Here is a 13,200-nt window from a genome sequence, read left to right as displayed (position 1 = left end):
ATTTCATTTGTTACTATGAAGTTACTCCAGATGAGTTTTTGCTCATCAACATTATCTAGTAAAAGGAATTTGCCGCGGGAAGCAGATTCCTTTTACTTTATTAAATAGTCCTCTTTCCATTTGGACACATTTACCAGGTTATTTTGAAAAAATTTTATGTTAATATTACGTAGTCGAGTCCGACATCTCGGCAATGCCCTTTTTAAGGTCCTGCAATTTCCCTTGCAGGACCTCTATTATTTTAAAATTCTTTTGATTCATATATATCATAAGTATGTTTTTATTCCCCTTCAACTTTCTCCTTTTCCAACTCTCAAAAAAACTCCTGGACATGTAACTTAAAAATAACGTTTATCATATTGTGAGATATACATGTTCAAAGGAGTGTAACTATTTATGTATACTTATTGGCAATCGTATTACTCCCCTTATCATATTACTAATGAAAACTTTGATTCATTTGTACGAAATTACCGAGTTAGTAAAAACGAAAACTTTTTAAAAGGATATATGCGTTCTTTATGGGAACAGCACGTCGCTTGGACGCGATTAGCGATTATAGGCATCGTCTTTAACTTGCCAGACGTAAACGTTACTGTTGGACGTCTTCTAAAAAATGCAACACATATGGGGCTTTCACTTGAACCATTCTACGGTGAAAATGCAGTAAAAAAATATAGTGCATTAATTAAAGACCACTTAGTAATTGCAGCCGATCTTGTTAAAGCCGCCAAAGCTGGTGATCAAAACGCAGCAGCCGCTATAGAAAAGAAGTGGTACGCTAATGGAGATGAAATTGTTGAGTTTCTAACCAGTATCAACCCATATATAGAAAAAGAAGAATTTAGAAAAATGTTTTATGAGCATTTAGCATTAACGAAAGCAGAAGCACTTGCCTTCCTAAATAAAGATTATGATGCCAGTGTAAAACTATACGATAAAATTGAAAAAGAAGCATTAGAAATGGCCGACATGATAACAGACGCAATCGTAAAACAATTTCCGCAAGTGTTTCAATAAAAATAAGCCGATTTGAAAAAAACAAATCGGCTTATTTAGTTTTCTATCAATGATATTTCACCACTCCTCTTTACATTTAACGTATATCGATATATTTTATTAATATCCGTTTTTTATAGGAGGAAATAGTTTGATTAACGCAATTGGTCTCGTATTTATTCTCACAAATAAGCACGAGAAAAAGAAAAAAGTTTATCTGAATGAAAAATTCGCATTAATAGACATTATTGATTCTAAAGAAGTATTTGATGATGAAGGAAACTCATTAGTAGAACTAACATGTAAATACAGTATATATTTAGACGAAAAATACTACTGTAAATCTCTCGATGATTATACTGGACAAGTATTCCCCTTCTTAAGCGCTAAAATAGGAAAAGGACTTCTTAGAAACTTAAATTATTACTTTTCTTACGTTGATGCCTATGATAAAAAACCACCTGTGAAAGAAATAAGACCTCTAATGAAACACGTAACTAACAGATAGAGGACAGTATTCAAAAGAAAGCACCTAACTTCAGATGCTTTCTTTTTTTGAATCAGTAACCCGCTAACTTTCATCTCCTTCTAAATATATGTACCCAAGCATACTTTAAAATAAAAACATTGGAGGATTAGGCTGAATGAAATATTCAGAATCAATCGTAAGTAAACGGCTTCGAAAAATTAGAACAGTTGGTGTATTTTTTATACTATTTTTAATCGCGTGGCTTGGATATACAAAATCCCTTTATGGAAATGGTTTTCTTTTAGAAAAGAAAAATTCAGTGGAAGTAATGAATACTAGCGTTACTGGAGAAATAGAAAAGAATTTCCATGTAAACTTACAAGGCTTTCGCAAAACGAACCTTGATACACTTATAGATGCTAGTAAAACTGATCCGAGTGAATTATCATTAATCGAAATTATTAACACATCTTGTTCTCAAGATTGCATAGGTGAACCTTCAACTTACGTAAAATCGAATCACGGATATATCTTTTATAAAGAAGCTAACGGTAGCCATGTATCTTTAAAAATTAAAAAGCAAGATTCATGGGAAATAGAAAAAAAATCCGTTCAAAATGGAATTTAAAAGGTTCATACAAAAAAAGAGTACTTTACTTCAAAGTACTCTTTCAAAGAAAATTACCACTTACGGCATTTGTCATCATCGTCGTCACGTTTACGATTGCGACGGCAATCATCACAATCACAGTCACGTTTACGTCTACAACCACAATCATCAAAATCTCTGCGTCTACATCTACAAAACATTAAATCATCCCAAAATCTATTACAATCTCTACGTCTACAACCACAATTATTACACATGAATATGATTCCCCCTAATATAAAATAGAATTCATCATATCCTATGATTGAAAGTATAAAACGGCTTGTTTAATAGTCTAATTTAAATGTATAAATGTGATATAATTTGAATCAAGTACTAATTCATGCCTATATTTCCTGATGCCCTTCCACAGCCCCCTTCAATTTCTGCAACATATATCCAATTCCTTTACACCCTTCTAATGGATATGTAATGATTTCTTCTGGATATAATCTTGTTACAACTTTCTTATGCTTTTTTCCTGCAAGCAAAACAATTTCATCAAAATGAATTAAGTATTTATCAATCATCTGTTTTTGTAATTGTTCTATACTAATAATCTCATCGCTCTTTGAATCAAACGCGAGATCATAGTTTTCTTGTACAATATCATTTGGTCTTAAAAATCCATGCTTTGCTGATAATATAACCCAATTCTCGAAAAACTCAGTTGCATACGCCTGACATGCTTTTCCGAATGGGCTAATATATACATCTTTTGCCTCCAGCGGTCCGTAATCTAGATACTTATCCCAAATTTTCTTTTTTCCGCATGGAATTATGCATAACCTTTTCATCGTTATTTCTTACCTCACTTCTAACTTTTTAAATATAAAAATATAGAACTCTCTACTTCTTCATACTCAGCTTCTATATCTCCAATCCCCTCTAAGTTCCAACTATTATTTTTTTCTAGCGGTTTTTCAATCATAATGATATGAATTTGATTCATATTTTTAAAATCTTCTTCAAAAGATGCTAAAACAGGTTGATTTATCATATATGTTTTATTATGTATACAAACACTTAAAAAGGTTTTATGTAATGCTTTATTTCCTTTTAATTTTACATTCATTGGATTAAACATGTTTAATTTTATATCCCCTACAATATACAGGTGATATCCTTTTTCCTTATAAAATTGTTTAAAATCCTCTTCTCTTTCGTTTTGAACAAAATGAAGGATTTGCTTCGTTTCCTTACTTATTGCAATTTCATTATTTAAACTTAAAACAACATTTTTATTTTGTTTTAAACAAGCATATAACGATTTATCACTATTAAAGAAGCATGTTTTCCATTCAGGATGGATTTCATCTAATAATAAACATAAAAGCATTCCTGAGCTATAGCAGCTCTTTCTAATGTTACAATTAGCTTCATATGCATCTAAAATAAATCCGCTATATTTTCGTAATGTTTCACTTTTATCATTTTTATATACTGCATTGTAAGCATTCATTTCAACATACCAAGCAGGCCCCTCTATGCTTTCAACCATACACTCATAAGTTATAAACTCTTCTTTCATAAAACTTGCTCTTTGCTCTCTTAGTTCAATAAATTGCTTAATATAATTATTTTTCTCAGCTTGTGACTTACAATGAACAGCATCATATAAACAAATTCGTTCTTTATTTCGCAATTCTATATTTTCTTCTGTTATAGCATATTGAAATCCTAGAGACTCATTTGGAAATCTACTTTCTTTATTTAAATATTGATAGCAATGAAAAAGTTCATGCACCACAACCGCAAGTAAACTTTCATAATCCTTATACCTATTCATATTCACGATGGCAGTCGGATAATCTTTGAATAAGATAAATGTATCACCTTTAAATTGTTCATCCCACTTTAAAATGGCATACTCACCATCATCTTTCAAAAATAATGGATGATGGAATACATACACATGCTCATCATTATATAATGCAAATGCAGCCCTCTTAAAACCAGGCCATAGCCCATTCAATAAATGCATATTTACATCTTTCTTTATTCGATTTAGTATATTGTTCATTATATATAACACCCCAATATTATTCTACATACACCTATTCTATTCCACTTTAAAACAACCCTTTTATTTACATAAATATTAGAAAAACATATAACTTATCTCAATCTATAATGTATTATGTAAATATACATGTGATAATTTTATGAAAAGGAGGTGAATAAATGAAAAATATATTCCCTGCACTATTACTCTATATTATTGTTTGCATAATCTCTATTATCACTCCAGCATCTCAAGGCTATAATAATGTTGGCTGGAAGTTGTTTGTTGGGCAAGCGTATGCCATACCTATTTTCATCATTACGGCTATCATTACCTTTTATATAAACAAGAGAAAATCTACGAATAAACAGTTATAAGGATAGCTAATGCTATCCTTATTTTAATTCGCTAAGCAGATCCCAAATAACCCTTGTAGTACTTTCTATCCTTGCTTCCGAAAAATCAAATGTAACACCTGTTTTCCTATATATTTCCTGTATAGGTAAGTTCCAATCTGATCTCGCTCCCTCTTTATAGAAAGTAATCGCTTTTTCTGGATCCTCTCGATAAATTTGAAATAATTGCATTGCTCCTATTTGTGCAATTGCGTATTCAATTTGATAAAAAGGAAACTGAACATAGTGAAATGACTCTAACCAACTTGCACCGATTTCATTCTCTAATCCTGCAATATCGACTGATGAATATTGATACCTTTTACATAGTTCAATATATTTCTTATCACGCTCTTCTGATGTATGGTTTGGGTTTGTATAGATCCAGTGCTGGAATACATCTCCTGCAACTGACGACATTAACAAAGACAAAGCGCGATATAATTGTACTCGCTGCACTTCTTTATATTCATCCGCTTGCTTATAAAAAATATTCAGCTTCTCCATTACTAGTAACTCAAGACCCAGGGAATAAAGCTCAGCCACCTCTTCACGAAGATATCTTTCCTGCATACTACTATCATTGTTAAATTGTTTATAAAAATGAAATGCATGTCCCACCTCATGTATTAGTGCATTAATTGCATAAAATGATGGACTAAAATTAGAATACACAAAAACCTCTTTACTATGAGGCAAGGTAAAACAAGCAGCTCCTGGTGCTTTATTTTTCCGTTCTTCTACGTCAATTAATCCAGCTTTCCTTATATGAGTAAATTCCTCATAAAAATATAAATCCGTCTTCTGAAACATTTCTTCCACCCCATTCAATAACTCAATGGCATTTTGAAATGGTGTTTTTGGTAAATTACAAGGAGTAAGGTCCCAAGGGCGATATGTTTTTACACCAAGAGTCTTTTTAGAAAAGCTCCCTAACTGTTCCCAAATCGGTACTACATACTTTTCTATAGATTCATGAAGCTTATAACACTCTTCAATACTATAATCTCTATTTTTTTGTTTGAAAGCATATTCACTATAATTATTAAATCCAACATTTAAAGCTATCTCATTCCGCAATTGTACGAGTTCATTCATAATACAATCTATTTCTATTTTCACTACACTTCTTGCTTCGCATAAAGCATACCAAGCTTTTTCTCGAATTGCTCTATCGGGGGTATCTAGCTTTGCTTTTACGTATGCATACGTCTTTTGCTCACCTTTCCAATTAATAGATATGTTAGACATTATTTCTCTATACTCCGTAATTAGCTCTTGCTCTTTAACGGAAAGGGAAATGTTCTTTTCATTAAACATTTTACTCTTCACAAATCTTGCTTTTTTCATAAATCCATATTTCTGCTCATCTAATAAGTTGGAAAGCTGACACTCTCTAAATTTCTGGTCAAATTTTGCATTGTATCTTTTTAAAAGTGGCTGAATTGTATTTTGGTTATACGTATATAAATCACGTATATTTCTATCATTTGTATCTCTATACATGGCGATTAAACTACTTGTTATCCCCTCTTCTACTTCAGCGTTTAAACGCAGTTCCTCCAAAAGCCAACTCTCTAATTCTGAAACAGACGTAATATTTCGCTCTAAAAGGGACTGTAATTTACTCTCCAAATCATTAAACATACACAATCCTCCTATTTTAAAATTAAAATTTTCTGTTTTTTAGAGATAAAAAAAGACAAGCAGCCAATCCGACTACTTGTCCTTTCTGTTTATCCATACTCAATAATATTAAGCTTGGAATGCTTCTGTTAATACAGGAACGATTTGTTTTTTACGAGATACAACACCTTTTAAAGTAGCAGTGTTGTTTTCTAGAGATACGTTGTATGCTTTCTCAACAACGTTTGCTGCTTTACCGATCGCAAGACCGACAGAATCGTTAGTTAAGATATCAGTTACAACGAATAAGAATAGGTCTAAACCTTTTTCTTCTACTACTGTAGAGATAACTTTTTCAAGTTCCGCTTGGTGTACAAGAACATCGTTTGTATCAACAGCGTTTACTTGTGCGATTTCAACTTTCGCGTTACCCATTTGGAATTCTTTAGCGTCAAGGGAGATTAATTGCTCCATTGTTTTTCCGCTTAAGTCAGCACCAGCTTTTAACATTTCTAAGCCGTAATTATCTGCATCTACATCAGCGATTTCCGCTAATTCGCGAGCTGCTGCTACGTCTTGTTCTGTGCAAGTTGGAGATTTGAATAGTAAAGAATCTGAAATGATTGCAGATAACATTAAGCCTGCAACTTCTTTACGAATTGCAACACCATTTTCTTTGTACATTTTGTTTAAGATTGTAGCTGTACAACCAACTGGCTCACAACGGTAGTATATAGGATCGCTTGTTTCAAAGTTAGCAATACGGTGATGGTCAATAACTTCTAACACACGAACAGATTCGATATCGTTAGCACTTTGTTGACGCTCGTTATGGTCAACTAAAATAACATTGTCCACTTCGCTTGCAACTGTCTCAACAAAACGCGGTCCTTCTACTTTAAAATAGTCTAACGCAAATTGAGTTTCACCGCTGATTTCGCCTAAACGTACAGGCTCAGCATTCATTCCTAATTCTTTTTTCAATTCTGCATAAGCAATCGCAGAACAAATTGCATCTGTATCTGGGTTTTTATGCCCGAAAACTAGTACTTTTTCCATGTTTTCCACCTCTTCATGAAAAGGATATCTTAAAGAAGCAAATATGACAATATTTTAGGCACATTTTTTTATAAATAATTGCAGTTTCTTCTATATTTTTCATCGTTTTCACAAAAAAAGACCATCTAAAATAATTTAGATGGTCAAAAGTTATCTTTTCGTTAAAATAAAGGTGGTACTTGCACTAAGTTGTTAAATGCGAAATTGGCAAAGGCATTCTAATTATCGAATAGCCCTCTTCCTCTCAGATTTGCGGAAACAGGCTCCTTTCCTATTTCACGTGCCCATATAGATAACTGGCCGATATGGTGGATTTCATGGACAATGACATGACGTATTATCTCTCCGTGTGTACATTCAATGACTCGGCGCCTGATTGGGGCGTCTCTAGAGCTTATCGGCTCTTCATTGAAATCAGTTTTTGAAAGTTTCCGAGAATCCATTTCATTTGTCCAAGATGTCACAAATTGCTTCACTTTCTCGTGGTATTGATCCGAAAGATTTTTCACTTTTTGCAAGCTAGCATAATCTTCAAACAATGGCTCCTCAGGCACTGGTTCACCTCGCAAACCTAAGATCCACATATATTCCACATCTACAATGTGAAATAGGGTATGTAGGATGCTACCAAATCCACCAACCCGTTTCTTTAATAGTTCTTCAGCCGACATATCTTCGCACAATGTAAACCAATCATCACGAACTTGCCAGTTATATTGAAACAGTTTCAACATCACAACAACCTCCATTTTTTAGATTAACATTTTAATATTCACCAAATGACTTCAAAATCAAAATCTAAAAAAACTGTTAAAACTCTCTACAGACTGTCCCTTTAAATTAAACATTCCAGATGAAGGTAAAAGGTCAAAAGAAAAACACTATTATACATGGTTGTATCAAACATTGTTTGAAATCATCCCTCTTTTCAAATAAAAAAACTAAATCATTTTATAATAAATTACCGTTGCATCTAGCTCACCATTTGGAGAAATTGCATATTCCGGTATTTTTCCAACTTCTCGATAGTCTAATGATGTGTACAATTTATTTGAAGGATCTCCTTCTCTAGTATCTAACACTAAAAGAGACCTATTTTCTTGCTTTGCTCGCTCCTCTGCTTTTTTCATAAGTGAACGTCCGATGCCGTTACGTCTAAAGTTGGGATGAGTCATTAACTTACAAATTTCAGCTCTATGGATTCCGTTTGGCTTTGTAACTAAATGTAATTGAACACTTCCTGCCACTTCATTGTTTATTTTAGCAACATACAATATCACTTCTGGTTCTAATACAGTTTGCCAATAATTTGTTGCTTCTTTTTGTTCAAGTGGAGGTAAAAAACCAATTGACGCCCCATCATCTACTACAGTTTTCAATAGTTTAGAAAGCTCTTCAATATCATTTTCTAGTTGCTTAATTTCTTCAATTACTAAATTTCGCATTACTTTTCCCCCTTTTGTTTCAGTGTAACAAATTTTAAAGAAGGAAAAATTAAATTCTAAGATGAAATTATTAAATATATAATTTTTTAGAGAAAGGATACCTATATGAAATATATATTAGATAGGACATATGCAAGAGAATTACTCCAGTGGGCATATGAACAAAACCCAGGTCCGTGGTTCGAACATTCATGTAATGTTGCCCTTGCCACTGAAAAGATAGTTGCTGAACTTATTAATAATGGGTACGATCTAGATACTGACATAGCATACAACGCTGCCCTCCTACATGATATAGGAAGATATAAAGGTTTTACTAAATCTGTTATTCATTCCTATGATGGTTATATGTATATGAATAATTTAGGGTATACAGGAAACGCCATTATATGTGTGACGCATTCATTTCCTTGCAAAAATGAGCATTTAGATATCGCGGCAGAGTGGGGCCTTGTTCCTGATTATATGGAAAGCAGATTAATTGAAATATTGAATGAAAACAGTGACTACGACTTATACAATAAGGTGATTACCCTTTGTGACGCACTTGCTGATGCGGAAGGCTTTACTACTCTTGAAAAAAGATTGATTTCAGTTGGTTTACGACATGGAACAACCTCTCATTCCTCTTTACATTGGAAAGGTTTCTACACAATTAAGAATGAATTAGAATCATTAATCGGTAAGAGTATATACAGAGTTCTTCCTGACGTAGAGAAATCGATTTATAAAAATATGGAATATTAAATTACATACAACTTGAAAACGATAGAATTTGTATGTGTAATTCTAAAGAACTCATTGAAAAGTGGAGGGGTTAATTATTAGTAAAATAGGATTTGACTTAATAAATCATGAGGATAACTTTGATCTTGGCTATGCAGATATCGAGGAGATATCTAAGGGATGTAAATTTTCTAACTGCACTCATACAAATGAATCACACTGCGCAATTATAAAAGCTATGTCCAACGGAAGTCTTACAGCAGACATAATGAATAGTTATTATAGAGATAAGAATGAATTCGAATATGTATGTAAACAAAAAAACAAAACAAAGGCCATTGACTATATGAAACAGTTAAAACTATTTCGAAAAGATTAGAATACAATAAAGTGAAACTTTAATCAGTGGGGGTTTTGTTCATCCCCCACTGATTATTAGTTGAACCAATCGGGCTTTTACAGGCGGTTGATCCCCCATCTAACTTCTTTGCTTTCGCTGAATTTTAAAGCGGGGGGCTTACTGCCCGTTAATGCGGGATAAAAGGTCTCCCCTTTTCATTTAATTTTAAGGAGAGACTTTTTATATTTAAAGATTTTAATTTTGCTGCACACTCTTACATTAAAGTCGTTTCTTTGCAGTTAAATAGAATTTACCCACTTAAAAAGATTGAATTTTCAGTTTTTAAACTCTAAAATTTTACACTATCATCCACTGTTACTTTTTCAGTAGAGTTTTTTCTTTCAACTTCTTTACTTTTTTCTTCCCAAAATGTTAAACCTTCAATTCCCACATTTTTAGGGTCAAACACTGGATCTTTCCCTTCTTTTTTCTGTGCTTCATAATCTTTTAACACTTTTAATGCGATTTTACTTAATAGTAGAATCGCGATTAAGTTTAACCATGCCATACTACCGATTCCTAAATCTCCAAGGTTCCATAATAGCGACGCTGATTCTACGCTACCGATATAAACCATAATTAAAAACCCAATTTTCAATACTGGTTTTAACCAGCTATATTTGAGGTCACGATCTAAATAAGTAAGCGTCGTTTCAGCGATATAGTAGTAAGCGAGTAAAGTTGTAAATGCGAAGAAGAAGATTGCGATTGAAATAAATATTGGACCAAATCCTGTCATAACAGTTTCAACTGCTTGTTGTGTATAAATTGGACCTGCATCTACATTTTCTATATTCTTTACAATAGCGCTTTTCCCTTCAGGTATTACATTATACATACCTGTTATTAAGATCATAAGCGCTGTCGCTGTACATACAACAATTGTATCGATATATACAGAAAACGCTTGAACTAACCCTTGTTTTGCAGGATGCGATACTTCAGCAGCCGCGGAGCTATACGTCGCTTCTCCAACACCAGCGACGTTTGAAAATACAGCACGCTTTACTCCCCATGCAATTGCTGCACCGACGATTCCGCCAAACATTTCATTTACACCAAAAGCACTAGAGAAAATTAATGCAAACATACTTGGAATTTCCGTTACATTCGCAATTAATACGATACATGTAACAATTACATAACCAATTGCCATAAATGGAACAAGCATTTGCGAAACGCCGGCAATTCTCTTTACGCCACCAAAAATGATCGCTGCTAATAATATAACTAATAATATACCAGTTATATATTTGCTAATACCATTAGAATTTTCAAATCCAACTGCGATACTACTAGATTGAATACCTGGTAATAAAACGCCATATGAAAGTGTTACAACGACCGCTACAATGACTGCAAACCATTTCATTTTTAAACCTTTTTCAATAAAATATGGTGTACCGCCGCGATATTCATTCCCTACTTTACTCTTATACACTTGAGATAATGTTGATTCAACGAACGCACTAGCGGCCCCTAGCAAAGCCATTATCCACATCCAAAATACAGCTCCAGGCCCGCCAAAAGCGATAGCTGTCGCTACCCCTGCGATATTACCTATTCCAACCCTACCTGATAAGGCTAAACAGAACGCTTGAAAGGATGATATTCCCGTCTCCGAGCTCTTCCCTTCAAATAATAGTTTAATCATCTCTTTAAAATAACGAATTTGTAAAAAACGAGTGGCAATTGTAAAATACACTCCTGCTCCTAATGCGAAAACAACTAAACCAATACTCCATACTTGCCCTACTAACCATTCTACTAACTGCTCCATCCAAATCCCCCTTATAATTCTTTTGAAAAAGCAATTTTATATATAAGAAAACGGACAACCTTTTTCATACCTTCCAGTTGTCCGCATCTCTTACTATATTACATCATTTTATTATCCCACTATTTGCAGGCAGTAAAACTCCTCACTGAATAGCGTTTCACTTTATATTTACCCAAACACTTTTCACTTCTGTATAATTATCAAGTGCATATGAACCTAACTCACGTCCAATACCTGATTGTTTATATCCACCAAATGGTGCCGCTGCATTTTCTAAGTTATAATCATTAATCCACACTGTTCCTGCCTTTAATCTATTAGCAACTTGATGTCCAGTTTTAATATTTTGTGTCCATACCCCAGCAGCAAGCCCATATGAAGAGCGGTTTGCTCTTTCAATTACTTCTTCTGTCGAATCAAATGGAAGTACAACGACAACTGGTCCAAAGATTTCTTCCTTAACAATTGTCATATCATCCGTAACATTTGTGAATACTGTCGGCTGAACAAAATAACCTTTTTCAAATGCACGCTCACCACCAGCTGCAACAGTAGCACCTTCAGCTCTTCCTTGTGCAATGTAATTTAGCACACGCTCTTGTTGTTTTTTAGATACGAGTGGACCCATTTCTGTATCTGTTTCCATCCCGGCTCCAAGTTTAATATTATTTGCCCTTTTTACAAGCTCTTCTACTACAGTTTCATAATGCTTCCGATGAACAAATACACGGGATCCTGCACTACAATTTTGACCATGATTGTACATAATGCCTTGGAATGCACCGTTAATCGCTTCTTCTAAATCAGCGTCTTCTAAAATGATATTTGGTGACTTACCACCAAGTTCTAAAGTTACATGTTTAATTGTCTCTGCAGATTGACGCATAATATATTTCCCTGTAACTGTGGAACCTGTGAAAGCTACTTTATCAATATCATGATGGTTTACAATTGCAGCTCCTGCTTCTTGGCCGAAACCTGGTACAAAGTTTACGACACCACTTGGAAAACCAGCTTCTTTAAATAGCTTCGCTGTATATAATAAAGATAAAGGCGTTTGCTCTGCAGGTTTTAGTACAATCGTACAACCTGTCGCAAGAGCGGCACCCATTTTCCAAGAAGACATAACGAGCGGAAAATTCCACGGAATAATTTGACCAACAACACCAACTGGTTCATGGCGTGTGTAATTTAAATAATCTTTTGAAATCGGAATGGTTTGCCCGATAATTTTTGTAGCCCATCCCGCGTAATAACGATAATTTTCTACAGTCGCTGAAATATCATCATCAAGTGCTACTTGATATGGCTTCCCATTATCTAAAGCCTCAAGCTGTGCTAATTCTTCTCTATGTTCTTCAATTAAGTCTGCTAATTTATAGATAAGATGCGCTCTTTCAGCAGTAGTCATTTCTGCCCAAGGGCCTGATTCAAAAGCCAATCTTGCCGCCTTTACTGCGACATCAATATCTTCTTCTTGTGCTTCACATACGACAGCTAGAACATCTTCTGTTGCTGGATTGTATGTTTCAAACGTCTTCCCGCTAATAGAAGGAACAAATTCTCCATTAATAAACATTTTGACTTCTTCATTTAAAAACGCTTTCACTTTTGGTTTCAGCTCAATGTTTGTCGTTAACATATATG

At 33.9% G+C, this 13,200-nt stretch carries 15 protein-coding genes; 6 read left to right on the top strand and 9 right to left on the bottom strand.

Translation table 11 applies throughout. The features are described from left to right. Nucleotides 1-396 precede the first annotated feature (396 nt). From ACP6L7_RS08345 to ACP6L7_RS08335, 3 genes are all read left to right on the top strand, one after another. Nucleotides 397-1,020 carry an acetylglutamate kinase gene (locus ACP6L7_RS08345; protein WP_097829404.1) on the top strand — a complete coding sequence of 208 codons (624 nt, stop codon included), beginning with the start codon at nt 397-399 and terminating at the stop codon, nt 1,018-1,020. A gap of 130 nt (nt 1,021-1,150) precedes the next feature. Next, nucleotides 1,151-1,507 carry a hypothetical protein gene (locus ACP6L7_RS08340; RefSeq protein ID WP_023522187.1) on the top strand — a complete coding sequence of 119 codons (357 nt, stop codon included), beginning with the start codon at nt 1,151-1,153 and terminating at the stop codon, nt 1,505-1,507. Between the two features lie 136 nt (nt 1,508-1,643). Beyond that, the gene (locus tag ACP6L7_RS08335; protein ID WP_097829405.1) at nt 1,644-2,096 is read left to right on the top strand and encodes a hypothetical protein; all 453 of its coding nucleotides are present in this window, start codon (nt 1,644-1,646) and stop codon (nt 2,094-2,096) included. Between the two features lie 53 nt (nt 2,097-2,149). Here ACP6L7_RS08335 and ACP6L7_RS08330 read toward each other — a convergent pair whose 3' ends face one another. From ACP6L7_RS08330 to ACP6L7_RS08320, 3 genes are all read right to left on the bottom strand, one after another. Then, complete coding sequence (locus tag ACP6L7_RS08330) at nt 2,150-2,335, bottom strand: hypothetical protein (protein ID WP_097829406.1); 186 nt, start codon at nt 2,333-2,335, stop codon at nt 2,150-2,152. 129 nt (nt 2,336-2,464) lie between these two features. Then, nucleotides 2,465-2,914, bottom strand: a complete 450-nt coding sequence (locus ACP6L7_RS08325) for a DUF6884 domain-containing protein (protein ID WP_097829407.1) — start codon at nt 2,912-2,914, stop codon at nt 2,465-2,467. A 20-nt stretch (nt 2,915-2,934) separates the two neighbouring features. After that, entirely contained in the window at nt 2,935-4,140 is a 1,206-nt protein-coding gene (locus tag ACP6L7_RS08320; protein ID WP_097829408.1) for a peptide ABC transporter permease, read from the bottom strand. A 161-nt stretch (nt 4,141-4,301) separates the two neighbouring features. On the opposite strand from ACP6L7_RS08320, the gene ACP6L7_RS08315 reads away from it, so the two are divergent. Continuing rightward, the gene (locus ACP6L7_RS08315) at nt 4,302-4,499 is read left to right on the top strand and encodes a DUF4017 family protein (protein ID WP_097829409.1); all 198 of its coding nucleotides are present in this window, start codon (nt 4,302-4,304) and stop codon (nt 4,497-4,499) included. Between the two features lie 18 nt (nt 4,500-4,517). On the opposite strand, the gene ACP6L7_RS08310 is transcribed toward ACP6L7_RS08315, so the two are convergent. The 4 genes from ACP6L7_RS08310 to ACP6L7_RS08295 all read right to left on the bottom strand — a co-directional run bounded on the left by ACP6L7_RS08310 (nt 4,518) and on the right by ACP6L7_RS08295 (nt 8,647). After that, complete coding sequence (locus ACP6L7_RS08310) at nt 4,518-6,164, bottom strand: M3 family oligoendopeptidase (RefSeq protein WP_097829410.1); 1,647 nt, start codon at nt 6,162-6,164, stop codon at nt 4,518-4,520. Between the two features lie 108 nt (nt 6,165-6,272). After that, entirely contained in the window at nt 6,273-7,202 is a 930-nt protein-coding gene (gene ppaC, locus ACP6L7_RS08305) for a manganese-dependent inorganic pyrophosphatase (RefSeq protein WP_071772756.1), read from the bottom strand. A 218-nt stretch (nt 7,203-7,420) separates the two neighbouring features. Then, entirely contained in the window at nt 7,421-7,936 is a 516-nt protein-coding gene (locus ACP6L7_RS08300; protein WP_097829411.1) for a DinB family protein, read from the bottom strand. 207 nt (nt 7,937-8,143) lie between these two features. Continuing rightward, entirely contained in the window at nt 8,144-8,647 is a 504-nt protein-coding gene (locus ACP6L7_RS08295) for a GNAT family N-acetyltransferase (protein ID WP_097829412.1), read from the bottom strand. 105 nt (nt 8,648-8,752) lie between these two features. Here ACP6L7_RS08295 and ACP6L7_RS08290 point away from each other — a divergent pair, with 105 nt between their 5' ends. After that, complete coding sequence (locus ACP6L7_RS08290) at nt 8,753-9,394, top strand: HD domain-containing protein (RefSeq protein ID WP_097829413.1); 642 nt, start codon at nt 8,753-8,755, stop codon at nt 9,392-9,394. 61 nt (nt 9,395-9,455) lie between these two features. After that, entirely contained in the window at nt 9,456-9,752 is a 297-nt protein-coding gene (locus tag ACP6L7_RS08285; protein ID WP_097829414.1) for a P-loop NTPase family protein, read from the top strand. 310 nt (nt 9,753-10,062) lie between these two features. Here the strand turns inward: ACP6L7_RS08285 and ACP6L7_RS08280 are convergent, their stop codons facing one another. After that, nucleotides 10,063-11,553 carry an alanine/glycine:cation symporter family protein gene (locus ACP6L7_RS08280; RefSeq protein ID WP_097829415.1) on the bottom strand — a complete coding sequence of 497 codons (1,491 nt, stop codon included), beginning with the start codon at nt 11,551-11,553 and terminating at the stop codon, nt 10,063-10,065. Nucleotides 11,554-11,710: 157 nt separating this feature from the next. Next, entirely contained in the window at nt 11,711-13,195 is a 1,485-nt protein-coding gene (locus ACP6L7_RS08275) for an aldehyde dehydrogenase family protein (protein ID WP_071772761.1), read from the bottom strand. Between the last annotated feature and the right edge of the window lie 5 nt (nt 13,196-13,200).

It is taken from the genome of Bacillus silvicola (genome assembly GCF_050524305.1).
Classification (GTDB): Bacteria; Bacillota; Bacilli; order Bacillales; family Bacillaceae_G; genus Bacillus_A; species Bacillus_A cereus_AT.
The sequence above is the reverse complement of the archived record's forward strand: the minus strand, read 5'-3'. Positions and strand labels throughout refer to the sequence as shown.